The organism is Paenibacillus validus NBRC 15382, assembly GCF_004000985.1.
In the GTDB taxonomy this organism is placed as follows: domain Bacteria; phylum Bacillota; class Bacilli; order Paenibacillales; family NBRC-103111; genus Paenibacillus_G; species Paenibacillus_G validus.
Window position 1 is genome coordinate 24,459 of record NZ_BIMH01000045.1, and the last position, 14,418, is coordinate 38,876.

The window sequence follows — 14,418 nt, forward strand, 5'->3', positions numbered from 1 at the left end:
TCATCTTTACGGGGGGAGTGCCTATGCAAGAAGAACGGATTCTCTGCCTGGATCACTATGAGCACGGCATCGTGGTACGCGCGCTCAATATGCTGCGGAATGATCTGATCGGCGAGCAGCGTCCCACCGATGCCGTAGACGATTTGCTGCTCAAAGCGATTGCTGCACCGTACAATAACCGTAAACGCCGAGGACATCATGAGGCGCGTTGAAACCGCAAGGAGCGATTGGCTGCTCTTTGCGGTTTTTTTCGTTTTCGTCGTATGGGTGGCGCTGCTGACCGCGCCCGCCCTGTCCGGCGGGCTCCCGGCGATGCTCCAGCATCTTAGCTTGGCGATCCATCAACCATTTCATATTCGTTGGGTGAGCGATACGCCGCGATGTCTGTTCATCTTCACGCTTGCTTATGCGCTCGGTGTCGGCATCTATCTCTCCTCCCCGCGCAATTATCGCCGTCGGGAGGAGCATGGCAGCGCCCGCTGGGGGCGAGCGAAGCAGATCAACGCCAAATATCAGAGCAAGCCGCCGGAGCAAAACAAAATTTTGACCGACCACGTCCGCATCGGTCTCGACGGGCGCAAGCATCGACGAAACCTCAATGTACTTGTCGTCGGCGGTTCTGGCGCGGGCAAAACGCGCTTTTATGCCAAGCCAAACGTCATGCAAGCGCACACGTCGTTTGTCGTCCTTGATCCGAAAGGCGAAATTTTACGCGATACGGGACACCTGCTCAGAGCCAAAGGCTACGACATCAAGGTGCTGGACTTGATCAATCCGCATCGTTCCCACGGCTATAACTCGTTTGCCTATTTGCAGGACGACAAAGACGTGCTGAAGCTCGTCACGAATCTGATTCGCAATACCACGCCCAAAGGCAGCAACACGAACGACCCATTCTGGGAACGTTCTGAAACGGCGCTGCTCGAAGCGCTCATCTTGTATTTGCTCTACGAAGCGCCGCCGGAGGAGCAAAACTTCCCGATGGTGATGGAGATGATCGCCGCCGCCGAAGTGCGCGAAGAAGATGAAACGTACCAAAGCCCGCTCGATGAGTTGTTTGAGCGGCTGGCGATGCGAGACCCGGAGCATTTGGCGGTGAAGCAGTACAACATTTTCAAGCTCGCGGCGGGCAAAACAGCCAAGTCGATCTTGATCGGTCTCGGCGTGCGGCTGGAGAAGTTCAATTTGCACACCATCGCGGGAATGAGCCTGGTTGATGAGATGGCGTTGTCTTCAATGGGCGAAAAGAAAACGGCGCTGTTTGCCGTCATTCCCGACAACGACAGCAGCTTCAATTTCATCGTCGGCATGCTGTACACACAGCTTTTCCAGTGTCTGATGTACGAGGCGGATTATCGGCATGGCGGACGGCTGCCGGTGCATGTCCACTTCGTCATGGATGAGTTCGCCAACTGTGCATTGCCATCAGAGTTTGACAAGCTACTCTCGACAATGCGCAGCCGCGAAATTTCCGTCTCGATCATCCTGCAAAATCTGGCACAGCTCAAAGCGCTGTACAAGGATGAATGGGAATCGATTGTCGGCAACTGCGACACGTTTCTGTATCTCGGCGGCAATGAGCAATCCACGCACAAATACGTCTCCGAACTTCTCGGCAAAGAAACGATTGACACGAACACTTACGGTCAAAGCAAGGGGCGCAGCGGCAGCTACTCGATCAATTACCAGCAATCTGGCCGCGAATTGCTTACGCCGGATGAAGTGCGGCTGCTTGACAACCGCTATGCTCTACTTTTTATTCGCGGCGAGCGCCCGGTGCAGGACGACAAGTACAAACTGCTCCGGCATCCGCATGTGGCGCTCACGACCGACGGCAGCGAGCAGCCTTATCAGCATGGCGGGACGGAACACGCCATCGACTGGCGAGCGGTCACCTTGCATGAAAACGGAGAGTACGAGCTGCTATCGGAGGAAGAACTGGAACAACAACTTTTGCGGAAGGAATGATGACTTTGAAACGCAACCTGAAAAAGCTGTTCGCGCTGTACATGGTGCTCGTATTGATGGGAACCGTCTTCGTCTCCACTGTTTACGCCGAAGGCGACCCGATGACGACGGTCAACAACTTGTCCACGTTCATTTTCGGTCTGATCCGCGCCATCGGCATGATTATTCTCGGCTTCGGTATCGTCCAGATCGGCTTGTCGCTCAAGTCGCACGACCCTTCTCAGCGGGCGAACGGTTTTCTGACGCTGGCGGGCGGGGTAATCATCACGTTTACGAAAGAGATTTTGACGCTGATTGCGGGATAAACTCGCTCTATCCTCTGTGCGACCCGTTTAGCGAATGAACGGCGTTCAGACAGAACACAACCAGGTGGGGATTGACGGCGCCGCTGTCTATTCCCCTTTTTTTGCGAAATGAGGTGAGCCTGTGGCGAAAAACAGTTGGATTAATGACAACCTCGAAAATGCGCTGGATACGTGGGATGAGAAAATGCATGAAGTTTGGCAACTCGTCACGCAGTCTCCGGCAGACTTCAAAGGCGGCGGGATCTGGCGCGTCATCACCGACATTCATGGCGCGTTGCAGGCGACGGGACTGGCGCTGCTCGTGCTGTTCTTCGTAATCGGCGTCGTGCGGACAGCGGGGAATATCGCCGAATTAAAACGGCCCGAACTGGCGGTCAAGCTGTTCATTCGCTTCGTGCTGGCCAAAGCGGTCGTCACCTACGGACTGGAATTGATGATGGTGCTATTCAGCATCGTACAGGGCATCATTTCCACGATGATGCGCCGCTCCGGCTTCGGGAATACAGAAGCGTTGAACCTGCCAAGCGAGATTGCCAAAGCGATTGAGGATGTTGGCTTCTGGCAAAGCATTCCGCTGTGGGTTGTGACGCTGCTCGGAAGTCTGTTTATTACGGTACTGTCGTTTGTCATGATTCTCTCGGTGTATGGGCGCTTCTTCCGCATCTATTTGTATACGGCGCTCGCCCCTGTTCCGCTGTCCAGCTTTGCAGGGGAGCCGAGTCAAAGCATTGGCAAGTCGTTTCTGAAAGGGTATGCGGCGGCTTGCTTGGAAGGGGCGGTGATCGTACTCGCCTGTATCATTTACTCTGCCTTTGCCGCCGCTCCCCCGGCAGTTGATGAAAGCGCGGGCGCGGTTACGATGGTGTGGACGTATATCGGGGAGTTGATTTTTAATATGCTCGTTCTCGTCGGCACGGTGAAGATGGCGGATCGTGTCGTGCGGGAAATGATGGGGCTGTAAATGATAGTATTAAAAGTATGATCACTCCGGCGTTTCGCCCAGCAATTCCCGGACGGAAACATCCAGCGCTTTAGCAATCGCCACGACCTCATAATCCTGAACAAGCCGGTACTGACCTTCCAGACGCGAAAGGCTGGTGGGACTGATGTCGAGTCCCGCCGTTTGCAATCTGGCGAGAAATTCTTTCTGCTTCATTCGCTTGGCCTTTCGGATTGCGACAACTCGTGTGCCAATAATATTTTTGTCACCCGGCGGCTCCTTTCGGTGCTTCATTCGCTGTCACCTCTCATTTAATCCAAATTGTATGCGAGGACAGCATTGTTTTAATGCGAATATCGCATTAAAATGAAATAAACCGATTTTCGCATTAAAAATGCGATCAATTGATCCAGTACAGTCAGGAGGCTCTTATGAGAGGAGACAGGGGATAGCAAATGAAGGAGCTACTGCGACACTTTGAGGCAGAAAAGCAAAGGCTGAATGAACTGGGACAAAAATCGCTTGAGCAAGGAATCCCGCTTGGAGAAAATGAAGCCGTTCAGGCCCAAAGCCGGAAGGTTGACGAATTGATTATCCATTTTTATCGTCACAGGGCGGTTAAGTGGGAGTCTGAGCATCGTTAGAGCTTGGTTGGGGGGAGGCGTGGTCATGGATTTTCCACCGTGGTTTCGGCAAGCCATACAAGGCCGATTGGATGATGTTTCTGCTCGAATCGAATATAACCCTGAATTGAATCGTATTCGTGCTGAAGAAAGCAAGGCATTCCAAGTCTTGTTTGCAGGCATGGACATTGGGCGCATGCCTGAGTTTGCAGAATGGGAGGACAAACACCATTTTAAGCAAGCGATTATGAATGAATGGTTATACTTGCAAGGGATGAAGGATGGCATACAGCTTGCCGTGGCCTTATTGAGTCCTTCTGTTTTGTTTGATGATGAAACACCGGTTGAATCTGATCGAAACGATCCTGAGGCGTAGATTGCTCATCCAGGAGGGATGAAAGTGGAAGTGAAAATCAACCGGGAAATCCGGGATTATACGGAAAGCTTGTACTTTGGACTGTCCTTGCGGCAGTTCTTTTTTTCTGCGTTGGCGGTCGTCGCGGCAATTGGGCTTTATTTTGGACTGCGCAGTCACTTCGGATTGGAAACGCTCAGTTGGATGTGCATTTTGGGGGCAGCGCCCTGCGCCGCGCTCGGTTTCATCAAGTACCACGGCATGACCGCTGAGCAACTGCTGTGGGCGTATGTAAAATCGGAATTCCTTATGCCAAGACGCTTGGTCTTCCGCTCGACGAACATCTATTACGAAGCGCTTCGAAGCGGTATCCACCAGCGCGGGCAAGAAAGGATGAAGCGCAATGATTAAGACGCTCAGGCGCACGATCAAGCAGGACAAGGAACCGTTCGTCATCCCGAAAAGCGTTCAACAAGCGATCCCGATCCGCGCCATTTGGCCGGACGGGATTTTTGCTGTCGGCAACAAATTTTCCAAGTCGTTTCGATTCGAGGACATCAACTACGCCGTTGCGTCCAAGGAAGACAAGGAAACCATGTTCCTCTCCTACTCCGATCTGCTCAATTCGTTCGACAGCGGCGCAACAACGAAGATCACGATTCATAATCGGAGGCTCAATCAGGCGGACGTGGAAAGCTCCATTCTCATTCCGCTTCGCGAGGACGAGTTGGATATGTATCGGCGGGAATATAACGATATGTTGCTTGGCAAAGCGACGGGCGCGAACGGCACGATTCAGGAGAAATACATCACCATTTCCGTCGTGAAAAAGAACGTGGACGAAGCCCGCAATTATTTCGCAAGGGTCGGCACAGAGTTGATGGCGCACTTCTCTCGTCTTGGCTCCAAATGTACAGAACTCGATGCCACTGACCGCCTGCGCATTCTCCATGACTTTTTTAGGATTAGCGAGGAAGCGAATTTTCGATTTGATCTGCTGGAAACGATGCGCAAAGGGCATCACTTCAAAGACTACATTTGCCCGGACACGTTCGAGTTTGCGAGCGATCATTTCCGGATGGGGAACTATTATGGGCGCGTCATCTTCTTGCGGGAATACGCGAGCTACATCAAGGACAGCATGGTGGCGGAGCTTTGCGACTTGAACCGCAACTTGCTGCTCTCGCTCGATGTCATCCCGATTCCGACCGACGAAGCCGTCCGCGAGGTGGAAAACCGGCTGCTCGGCGTGGAGACGAACATTACGAATTGGCAGCGGCGACAAAATCGCAACAACAATTTCTCCGCCGTCGTTCCTTACGACATGGAGCAGCAGCGCAAGGAGAGTAAGGAGTTCCTAAGCGACCTGACTACCCGCGACCAGCGGATGATGTTTGGATTGCTCACAATGGTGCATGTCGCCGAAAGCAAAGAACAACTGGATAGTGATACGGAGGCTCTATTGACCACCGCCCGCAAGCATTTGTGCCAGTTAGCCACGCTGACGTACCAGCAAATGGATGGGCTGAACACCGCACTGCCTTATGGTTTGCGGAAAGTGCATGCTTTGCGGACGCTCACAACCGAAAGCACGGCTGTGTTCATCCCGTTCCGAGCGCAGGAAATCATGCAACCGGGCGGCATTTACTATGGTCAAAACGTTATTAGCAAAAACATGATCGTCGCCAATCGCAAGCAACTGCTGAACGGCAATAGCTTCATTCTCGGCGTATCCGGTTCCGGCAAAAGCTTCACCGCCAAACGGGAAATCGTCAACCAGATACTGGCGAGCGACGACGACATCATTCTGATCGATCCGGAACGCGAATATTCCGCGTTGGTGAACGCGCTGGGCGGCGAGACGATTCACATCTCTGCCACGTCGCCTAATCATATCAATGCGATGGACATGAACTGCGACTACGGCGACGGCGCGAATCCGATTATTTTGAAGTCGGAATTCGTCCTCTCGCTATGCGAGCAGTTGATCGGCGGACATCAGCTTGGCGCGAAAGAAAAATCGCTCATCGACCGCTGCACCGCCAGCGTGTACCGCAAATATTTGCAGAGCAACTACAAAGGCGAGCCGCCGACATTGCAGGACTTCCGCGCGGAAATGCTCAAACAAGCGGAGCCGGAAGCGCACGACATCGCGCTGGCGATTGAACTGTTCACATCCGGCAGTCTGAATACGTTCGCTCAGCTAACCAACGTCAATGTTCATAACCGACTGATCTGCTACGACATTCTCGACTTGGGCAAACAACTGCTGCCCATCGGCATGCTGGTCGTACTGGATAACATCCTGAACCGGATTACGCAAAATCGGGCGAGGGGCAAGAATACCTTCATCTTCATCGACGAAATCTATCTGCTGTTCCAGCACGAATATAGCGCCAACTTTCTGTTCACGCTCTGGAAGCGCGTCCGAAAGTATGGCGCTTTTTGTACGGGCATTACGCAGAACGTTGACGATCTGCTGCAAAGCCACACCGCCCGCACAATGCTGGCGAACAGCGAGTTCATCGTCATGCTGAATCAGGCCAGCACCGACCGGATGGAGCTTGCGGAGCTATTGAACATTTCGGACTTGCAGCTTTCCTACATCACGAACGTCGATGCCGGTAACGGGTTGATGAAGGTGGGTAGCTCCCTCGTGCCGTTCACCGACAAGTTCCCGCGTAACACGAAGCTGTATCGGCTAATGACGACGAAGCTTGGGGAGCAATAGTAAATGTAGCCGCGGGCTTGCGTTTCGAAATAATTAACAAAATTCCCTTTTGAAAGACCTGATGTGATTCAGGTCAAAAATTCCATGACGATATTTGGTTTTCGCCTAGTCCTTATTTACCGGGATCGGTGAACTAGGGTCTTCATAATAAGGTTGTTACTTACCGCTTTTAAGACTAAACCACGAGTCGGTATTTGGGTACTTTCTCCCGTGGAAATCATGGGAAATAGAGGGAAATCGGCACTATGTGTCGAATTGTATGCAATGTAGCATCTAGAATTTTGCAATTGTTCGACAAAGGGGGGGATTAAAGAGCGATATTTCAGAGCAGTGATAGCAACGATAGGTAACATACTGTAGACGTTGCGACTTAAAAGGAGTAGAAGTAGACAGATGCAGTCGAACAATTAGGAAAAATGGCAAACCTGCTCGAAAGACAGGGACGCAAAGCCACGGGTCTAATGCATATTAATGCGATGATCGCCGGGTTGCCCTATCGACAGCAATTGGACACTGCCGATATAGGCGGTGTCCTTTTTGTCGTTCACCGGGGATGAGTTTTGAGAACGATGAAGAGCTTCTAATTCAACGAATATGGAATTTGTGGTCATGGACGCTTCAAGTGGCGAAAAGATGAACACAGCAAAACCCGAAAGCAAAGGAGCGCTTGATTTGAGCTAACAACTAACCAACGAATGACAACACCGACAACCAGACAAGTAGACTTTTCCTCACGAGATGGTGTTGCCATGTGAGGAGGGGCATTGGTATGCAGTATCCTTTGTCGCATGCAATAGCCGAATGCAAGCTTTTGATGAGCTGTCTACGGGTTTGTCTACGAATCAATCAATGTAATTCACTTTGGGACTTTGCCGCGATTGAGCGCTGGTTTGCGCTGCGGCAAAGTCTTTTTTGCATTTCATAAAGCTATACGCCAGCGTTTGTTAAGTAGCGTCGGCTGCCGCTCTCCTCCCTCCGTTTTGGTTTGCCAACAAACCAGAACGGAGGGACGAGAATGAAACGAATGAATTTACGGGACATGTATCCCTTTTTGAAAACGGACGTGTGGGTCGATCTCGATGAAGAAGTGGCGCAGGAAATCCGCCGTTTTGATTTGAAGGATAACGCATATAGACTGCGCACGTATCGCCATCGGGCGTACTACTCGTTGGATCGGAACGACGGGATCGAGCATGATGCGCTTTTCTTTTCGATTTCCCCGGAAGAGCAAAGTGGCGATTGCCGAGGCAGAGCAGGTTAATGAGCGGGCGGTTCGCAAGTCGATTGAGCGTGGCTTGAAGCAAATGGAGCGCATTCTCAAAAATATGTGAATCTCGGTTCGTTCGAGGGTCCGATTTTGCTGCTAAAGTGAACTGATAGGTAGAGGAACTTGTTACGACGGCGGCTGGTTTGGTTGTTGCCAGCCGCTCATTTTTCATGAGGGAGGCATGTAAGGATGAATCCTGGTCGATATTACGATGCAGAGCACGAAGGCTTTTACTATCAGATGTTGAATGAAAGGAAAAACAGCGACAGCTACCACCGGGCACTTTTCTATACGCTTGGAATTTCCCAAGAAACCCGCAAGCATATCCGCGATTTGTTCGATTAAGCCCGAAGGGCTCGCGGCCTCTTGGCAAACGAGCAGTTCCATTCGCGTGAGCCGACTTGCCTTTAATCTGTGGAACGGCTGGACGGAAGAAGGCGCGGAACGCTATTCCGCTCCTAACGAGTTGTTTGCATGCGGTTACGCCCCTTATTTTTATGAAGCGATCTACCTTCGGTATCCGGAATTTTGCCGCAGTCATGATCAGATTTTCAAACGGCGGACGGAGCAAATTCGCTAAATGGCCGCTTGTGACGGGAGTGGAATCGGATAATGAAGAAAATCAAAATGAGAACTGTGGTAAGGGACATCAAACAGTTGGACAAGCTCCCCAAAGCGATGAAGCGCGTGAATCGTTTAAGGCTTCGCGTTGAGCGGCAGACAGAACATGACAAAGCGCATGGTCAAACTCCCGCAGCATATGCACAGCACCGCTCCGAATCGACCGTGAAGAAAATGGTGCGAACTCAAATGGGAATGAGCATGCGTGTCAGCAGCAGATTGATTCGACACATTCTTAAAAAGCAGACATTACCGAATGGAAATACTGTCCCAGGAAACAAACCCGTTGAAACGAAGCCTGAGCCTTCGGTTACGCCTACATCACGTCAAGCTCGCAGGCTTCGTCTTCGTAAGCCGATTGATGGCAGATATCTCTTGCATTCAGATCAACAATCAGGAAAACAACGCTTCATACGGAGCCGGGCCAATGCCCGGCTTTCGCATCGTTCTCGCAAAGACAGGATTCCCAGCCCGGCTCCGAAACAAGTAGTTAAACCAGCCGGGAAAAAGACGCGCGCCGATGCGCCATCGCATACAGCAAATGTACGTGCGCCTCGTCGAAATGCGCTCGTGTCTGAAATTGCAGGTCAAACGATCAAGAGGAAAGAACGAACATACAAAATATTGTCTCCATATATTAAAACGGGGCAGCGGCTAGGACAGGCTCAAAAGGTTGATCGCGCGGAACTGAAAATGAACGCCGTCGAGACAGCCAAGCGGGCTGCGCAAATGGCGATGGCAACCCGCCGCACTCTTCAAAGGGCACAAGCTGCCGCGAGACTGAATCTTCGCATTATTAAAATGGTTGTAAGAGCCGCCGCGATGCTTGTCAAAGGATTGGCGGCGCTTTTGGGGATCAGTAGTTCAGTGATCGTATTGCTGTGCATAGTAATGGCGATAGCCGCCGTTATTTCCTCTCCATTTGGTATTTTCGTATCCGGCGAAAATACGGATGCTGATGTAAAGCCGCTTTCTCAAATCGTTCAAGAGATGGACGCTGAATTTGAGGCAAAGCTGGAAGAAATACAGAAATTCGCTGGAAACGTAGACCGAGTGGAGATCCATTATACTGATAGTGCAGATAACACGCGAATCGATAATTGGGCGGACATTATAGCCGTATTTGCGGTGAAGACGGTCATGGATACAGAAAACGGAATGGATGTAGTTACGCTTGATTCAACAAGAATCGGTATCCTCCATGAGGTGTTCTGGGAGATGAATCAGTTGGAATCCCATGTTGAAACGATTGAACATACGGAAACAGTTACGGTGCAGCATGAGGACGGAAGCTCCAGCGAAGAGACGACGACAAGCTATGAGCGCATTTTACATATTACCGTGAATGGCAGAAAAGCGGAGCAACAAGCAGAGGCATACCATTTTACAAACGAACAAATGGATTTGATGAAGGAATTGCTGTCCGCAGAGTTCCGCCCGCAGATGCTTGCAATACTTGGCAAGGATATGGTTAGTGACTTGACGACGTGGTAGCTGGAATTGGTTCAATAGCATTTGCCTGAAGGCAAAACTGGGCAGTGAAGCCGTCCAATTGGCGCTGACCCGTCTAGGCGACCCGTACAGCCAACCGAAAGCCGGTCAGGTATAATAAAAATATACCTTATTTATCATATTTTGGACGATATTTGATAAAGTTTACCTCGAAGAATTTTTATCTATCAGCACTGATCGGACCTCGTTCCAACTCGATAATTGTACTTATACAACCTCCACGGTATATATACTAATGGTGGGGTACAGTCCCCTCCTTGTATTTAGAGCAAATAGGCTGCCTGACTTACTTTTTCTGGTAGCCTATTTGTCTCGTCCCGGTGATCATTCATGGATCGCACTTTGCCATCTAACCTCGCTTGCACGAGTATTCCCGAGTAATTCTTTTTATCCTGCAATACTTGCCCTACGATCGATTGTAATGCCGAGTGTTCAGAGAATTCTTCTGCGGGGGTTATTGAGACCAGCTTAACTTGGAGGTTCCTCGAACTCTGGCCTTGGAAACCGACTTCTGATCTACGAAAGAGCCGATCCACCACGCGCTTCATTATCCGATTCTTACGGAAATAGACGGAGGCCGGCTTTTGCCGGCCTCTCTGATGAAGTATAAACAAGTAATGACGCCTCTCTAAATAATTCGTTTTACAGCGTTCGCGATCTCATAACCCGGAAGAAAAAGCAAGTGAATCCATTTGCTCACGATCTTGACTCCGTTCGTCCTGGATCAATTGACATAACGTTCTCGCCAATATACGTCCAGCCGTTCTTGGCGCGACCAATCCCGGTAAACTTGGTGCCAACAAGGCCTTGATTCCACGTTTTTCGGCAAAACGAAAATCAGTCCCACCAGGTTTGGAAGCCAAATCAATAATGATTGCGTGATGCGGAATGCGGGTTAAAACACGAGAAGTAAGGATTTGCGCCGGAACCGTGTTAAAAATAATATCCACATTTACGCCTTCATCGTACAAATCTTTCGTATAAAACGGCTCAATCCCCATCTCCCATGCACGTGCAAACTGCTCCGGTTTCTGCACCCCCGCTTTGACGTGTGCACCCAGGCGCTGAAGCATTCCGGCTAGCGTAAGACCGATTCTCCCCAAACCCAGCACCATACAACAGGAACCATGTATGGTAATGTCCGTATGTTGAATGGCCATCAATAAGGCGCCTTCCGCAGTGGGAATGGAATTGTATATGGCAACATCGTCCCTGCTGAATAATTCAATCAGATCTATTCCTAGTTCCACGCAAAGGTTCCTCAAGTAAGACTTGGCTATGCCAGTACAGACTTTTGCGTGTTTCGGCAAGCAAGACATATATTCCTTGTTCAGCAATAACGTTTCAGATGAAAATGAAGACTCTACTCTGCCATGGTCGTCTGTACCGACAACCGGTAATATCAATACATCAGCATAGCGAAGCACCTCCCTCGTAAGCTTGGAATGCTGAACTTCAAGAAGTTGTTCGTGCAAATCTTCATAACCGATTACCACAACATTTGCATCCAGGTCTGTGAATGACCGAATGATTTCAAGATGTCGGGCATCGCCTCCAAGGAAAACAATATGCAGACCCGTTAACAAAAAATCCCCCTACTTTCCTTAAGTATGGATTTAAAATTAACTAACCTCGTTTACCATCTTTAAAAGCGCATCTGCTCCTTTCATCCCAGGGCAAATTCCGCGTAATTCCGCCTCTGTGGTCACCATATCGAGTGGGGCATCCAGCAATTGCTCTATTGTTCGTACCCCGGTTGCGCGTCCTGCCACAATGCGGCGATCGTTTAATTTCTCATTTAACAAACGAATATCAAGCGCTCCGCACATGATATATCCGTGATCGGTTGTGATGGCCAGAAGTGTTGTTTTGGGCAGGGCGACCTCGATACTTATAACCTGATGACCTTCAACTTCAATCGGTTTCATCATGATCATCTATGATGCAACTCCTTTTTTTACACTATATGCCGGGCGTGATATTTGCACCATAGACTGTTGCCCAAATCCGATATTACTTGTATTCGTTGGAAGCCTTCTCCCCTTTCGCCATATACATGTGTAAATTGGACTTCGATTCAATTCCATGTAATTTTTGAGATTTATAACAAAGGAGATAACAAACGCGCTGCTTGATCAAGCATGCGCTCGGAAGAAGTACGATGCATATGATCTTCCAAACGATATGGAGTAGCCTCGGCGAGATCCCGTTCGAAACGGTAACTACGGAGATCGTAGTTGGAAGAACCCACTTCGGCAATCTCGCCATCGATAATCATGACTTTGGCGTGCAATACCCCTTTGTTGTACTGAAACACATTGATCCCTGCTTCCACGAGTTCGCCATAATACGTACGGCTTGCAGCTCCTGCAACTTTAGGAATCACTTGGCGCGGCACCAGTAATCTCACTCGAACGCCACGCGCCGCGGCTGTTTTGATGGCCATCATGATATCCGCATCGGGTATAAAATAAGGGTTGGTCACGTCGATGGTTCGGGTCGCCTGAGTCAGGCAGATGAAATGCATTTCCCGAATGATCGGAGTAGGCAGCCCGGGATTGCCTTCGAATATCTGTATATAGACGTTATGCGAATCCTTGGACAGGGAAGCTTTTCCCATGTGGGTGCCTTCCATCGTTCCCAGCTCCGATCCCCATTCCCATCCGTATCCGGATCGTTCTGTTTTGCCGGTTGGAAATGGATGAATGGCTTTATCGTCTGACAGTTGAGCCGATTCAGGGATAAATTTTGCCTTTCTCGTTGAATGGAGCATGTCCGGTGACGCCATTTTCCAGTGAGCCTCAAAAACGGCTTTCACATCATCCGCTGTTTCGCCGGTTAACCGCATATGAGTGTCGCGCCAAAAACCGACATCCGGCTTCATTCCGGTATACTCGTCCCCAACGTTGATTCCTCCCATGAAGGCTTCCTTACCGTCGACGATGACGATCTTGCAATGATCCCGGTATGTCAAGTTGGATAATACCCAGGGGAATCGCAAGGGAAAGATGGTCCTGCATTCAATGCCTGCTTCTATCATCCGGCGAATCACATGTTTGGGAAACGACCGGCTTCCCCAGCCATCCCTAATAAAACGAATGTTTACACCGAATAGAGCCCGTTCAATCAGCACATCTGTGATACGTTTACCGATATGGTCATTCCGGTATATGTAATATTCCAGATCGATTGACTTTTGTGCGGCCTGTATTGATTGAAGGAGTTTTCCGTAGGTTTCCATCCCGTTCGTGAGGATTTGGACGTAACCGGTACGAAGGCCACTGACAGACAAAGGTTGCAAAGCCCGAGCGATAACAAATGCGGAGTGACCATATTCTGGGGGTAATGATATCGGGCTATTGTGCGAAGAAACGAGCTTGTCCCTCCGCATTTTCACAGGATTCGTGACGAACAGGTAACAAACGAATCCGATAATCGGTAATACTAGTCCGACTGATATCCAAGTCAACGCTTTGGCGGGGCGGCGCACCTCCCGAACCGCAATGATGATCAATAGTGCCGTATTTACTAGCCATAATCCTGCTATCCATGCCAAGAAAATCAGCCTCCCAATCCTGTCGTCTACGAGGGAATAAAGATAAAGGGGCAGCCATGCCGAGAAGAGATCGGCATGGCCTTTTTTAGAAACCTTTATACTGCGGTTCTTCCTGTTCAATTTGTTGTAACCGTGGAGTGACCTGGTCAATGATGTTTTGTGTCTGTTGCGCTGCATTTGTGAACGTGGTTTTGGCCTGCTGGTTTTGTGTATTTAACGCAAACTGTTCAAAGCTGGCCTGCGCGCTTTTTAATGAAGCTACAGCTGTTTTCACTTGAGAAGCTACCGTCATGTTGATCACCTCCTGAAATGGCATCCGTATATAATATGTCAACCCGTCAGAAAATTAATGAATGGTAAAATTTGATGATTGGCTATTGTCAGGGGTTAGAGTCTTCCTGAAAAGACTTACCGCAATCTATGCCCTTCTTGGCAATGCTTGAAGCCAGCAAGTACAGCCCAACATAGATAGGAAAAGAATAGGTATGTTTCCAGTGAACGGGGTGGTATAAATCGGCCATTTGTGAAATCGGTTCAGCC

General features: G+C 49.9%; 15 protein-coding genes, 1 pseudogene and 1 riboswitch. Of the genes and pseudogenes, 11 read left to right on the forward strand and 5 right to left on the reverse strand.

Features of this window, described 5'->3' with window-relative positions:
* Nucleotides 1–23 precede the first annotated feature (23 nt).
* The 4 genes from PVA01S_RS21495 to PVA01S_RS21510 all read left to right on the forward strand — a co-directional run bounded on the left by PVA01S_RS21495 (nt 24) and on the right by PVA01S_RS21510 (nt 3,234).
* Nucleotides 24–212 (forward strand): hypothetical protein, encoded by a 189-nt coding sequence (locus PVA01S_RS21495; protein WP_127609441.1) that lies wholly within the window; start codon nt 24–26, stop codon nt 210–212.
* Complete coding sequence (locus tag PVA01S_RS21500) at nt 199–1,968, forward strand: VirD4-like conjugal transfer protein, CD1115 family (RefSeq protein ID WP_127609443.1); 1,770 nt, start codon at nt 199–201, stop codon at nt 1,966–1,968. The genes PVA01S_RS21495 and PVA01S_RS21500 overlap by 14 nt, the downstream gene beginning before the upstream one ends.
* Nucleotides 1,969–1,973: 5 nt before the next feature.
* Complete coding sequence (locus PVA01S_RS21505; protein ID WP_459558732.1) at nt 1,974–2,273, forward strand: glutamyl-tRNA amidotransferase; 300 nt, start codon at nt 1,974–1,976, stop codon at nt 2,271–2,273.
* 121 nt (nt 2,274–2,394) lie between these two features.
* Nucleotides 2,395–3,234 carry a VirB6/TrbL-like conjugal transfer protein, CD1112 family gene (locus tag PVA01S_RS21510; protein ID WP_244933009.1) on the forward strand — a complete coding sequence of 280 codons (840 nt, stop codon included), beginning with the start codon at nt 2,395–2,397 and terminating at the stop codon, nt 3,232–3,234.
* Between the two features lie 21 nt (nt 3,235–3,255).
* Here PVA01S_RS21510 and PVA01S_RS21515 read toward each other — a convergent pair whose 3' ends face one another.
* A complete protein-coding gene (locus tag PVA01S_RS21515) occupies nt 3,256–3,507 on the reverse strand; it encodes a helix-turn-helix domain-containing protein (protein ID WP_127609445.1) in 252 nt (83 codons plus the stop codon).
* Between the two features lie 161 nt (nt 3,508–3,668).
* Here PVA01S_RS21515 and PVA01S_RS21520 point away from each other — a divergent pair, with 161 nt between their 5' ends.
* From PVA01S_RS21520 to PVA01S_RS21550, 7 genes and pseudogenes are all read left to right on the forward strand, one after another.
* On the forward strand, nt 3,669–3,857 hold the full coding sequence (locus PVA01S_RS21520) for an aspartyl-phosphate phosphatase Spo0E family protein (RefSeq protein ID WP_127609447.1): 189 nt from the start codon (nt 3,669–3,671) through the stop codon (nt 3,855–3,857).
* A gap of 25 nt (nt 3,858–3,882) precedes the next feature.
* Nucleotides 3,883–4,212, forward strand: coding sequence for a hypothetical protein (locus PVA01S_RS21525; RefSeq protein WP_127609449.1), 330 nt, complete (start codon nt 3,883–3,885; stop codon nt 4,210–4,212).
* A gap of 18 nt (nt 4,213–4,230) precedes the next feature.
* Entirely contained in the window at nt 4,231–4,602 is a 372-nt protein-coding gene (locus tag PVA01S_RS21530; protein WP_244933010.1) for a PrgI family protein, read from the forward strand.
* Complete coding sequence (locus PVA01S_RS21535) at nt 4,595–6,922, forward strand: VirB4-like conjugal transfer ATPase, CD1110 family (RefSeq protein ID WP_127609451.1); 2,328 nt, start codon at nt 4,595–4,597, stop codon at nt 6,920–6,922. Before PVA01S_RS21530 ends, PVA01S_RS21535 begins: the two co-directional genes overlap by 8 nt.
* A 408-nt stretch (nt 6,923–7,330) precedes the next feature.
* A riboswitch (cyclic di-GMP riboswitch) is annotated at nt 7,331–7,418 on the forward strand.
* Between the two features lie 519 nt (nt 7,419–7,937).
* Entirely contained in the window at nt 7,938–8,183 is a 246-nt protein-coding gene (locus PVA01S_RS21540) for a hypothetical protein (RefSeq protein ID WP_244933011.1), read from the forward strand.
* Between the two features lie 246 nt (nt 8,184–8,429).
* Nucleotides 8,430–8,769, forward strand: a pseudogene (locus tag PVA01S_RS21545) (DUF6075 family protein).
* A gap of 32 nt (nt 8,770–8,801) precedes the next feature.
* Nucleotides 8,802–10,304, forward strand: coding sequence for a hypothetical protein (locus PVA01S_RS21550; RefSeq protein ID WP_127609453.1), 1,503 nt, complete (start codon nt 8,802–8,804; stop codon nt 10,302–10,304).
* Between the two features lie 677 nt (nt 10,305–10,981).
* Here PVA01S_RS21550 and dpsA read toward each other — a convergent pair.
* The 4 genes from dpsA to PVA01S_RS21575 all read right to left on the reverse strand — a co-directional run bounded on the left by dpsA (nt 10,982) and on the right by PVA01S_RS21575 (nt 14,170).
* Complete coding sequence (gene dpsA / locus PVA01S_RS21560) at nt 10,982–11,908, reverse strand: dipicolinate synthase subunit DpsA (RefSeq protein WP_127609455.1); 927 nt, start codon at nt 11,906–11,908, stop codon at nt 10,982–10,984.
* A gap of 36 nt (nt 11,909–11,944) precedes the next feature.
* Nucleotides 11,945–12,259, reverse strand: coding sequence for a YunC family protein (locus PVA01S_RS21565; RefSeq protein WP_021624005.1), 315 nt, complete (start codon nt 12,257–12,259; stop codon nt 11,945–11,947).
* 164 nt (nt 12,260–12,423) lie between these two features.
* Nucleotides 12,424–13,878 (reverse strand): phospholipase D-like domain-containing protein, encoded by a 1,455-nt coding sequence (locus tag PVA01S_RS21570; RefSeq protein ID WP_127609458.1) that lies wholly within the window; start codon nt 13,876–13,878, stop codon nt 12,424–12,426.
* 85 nt (nt 13,879–13,963) lie between these two features.
* Entirely contained in the window at nt 13,964–14,170 is a 207-nt protein-coding gene (locus PVA01S_RS21575; protein WP_029197844.1) for a DUF1657 domain-containing protein, read from the reverse strand.
* Nucleotides 14,171–14,418: the final 248 nt, after the last annotated feature.

Bases quoted from the DNA above. Each gene is read 5' to 3' on its own strand.
- PVA01S_RS21495 (WP_127609441.1), top strand. From the start codon at position 24: ATGCAAGAAGAACGGATTCTCTGCCTGGATCACTATGAGCACGGCATC.
- PVA01S_RS21500 (WP_127609443.1), top strand. From the start codon at position 199: ATGAGGCGCGTTGAAACCGCAAGGAGCGATTGGCTGCTCTTTGCGGTT.
- PVA01S_RS21515 (WP_127609445.1), bottom strand. From the start codon at position 3,507: ATGAAGCACCGAAAGGAGCCGCCGGGTGACAAAAATATTATTGGCACA.
- PVA01S_RS21520 (WP_127609447.1), top strand. From the start codon at position 3,669: ATGAAGGAGCTACTGCGACACTTTGAGGCAGAAAAGCAAAGGCTGAAT.
- PVA01S_RS21525 (WP_127609449.1), top strand. From the start codon at position 3,883: ATGGATTTTCCACCGTGGTTTCGGCAAGCCATACAAGGCCGATTGGAT.
- PVA01S_RS21530 (WP_244933010.1), top strand. From the start codon at position 4,231: ATGAAAGTGGAAGTGAAAATCAACCGGGAAATCCGGGATTATACGGAA.
- PVA01S_RS21535 (WP_127609451.1), top strand. From the start codon at position 4,595: ATGATTAAGACGCTCAGGCGCACGATCAAGCAGGACAAGGAACCGTTC.
- PVA01S_RS21540 (WP_244933011.1), top strand. From the start codon at position 7,938: ATGAAACGAATGAATTTACGGGACATGTATCCCTTTTTGAAAACGGAC.
- PVA01S_RS21550 (WP_127609453.1), top strand. From the start codon at position 8,802: ATGAAGAAAATCAAAATGAGAACTGTGGTAAGGGACATCAAACAGTTG.
- PVA01S_RS21565 (WP_021624005.1), bottom strand. From the start codon at position 12,259: ATGATCATGATGAAACCGATTGAAGTTGAAGGTCATCAGGTTATAAGT.
- PVA01S_RS21575 (WP_029197844.1), bottom strand. From the start codon at position 14,170: ATGACGGTAGCTTCTCAAGTGAAAACAGCTGTAGCTTCATTAAAAAGC.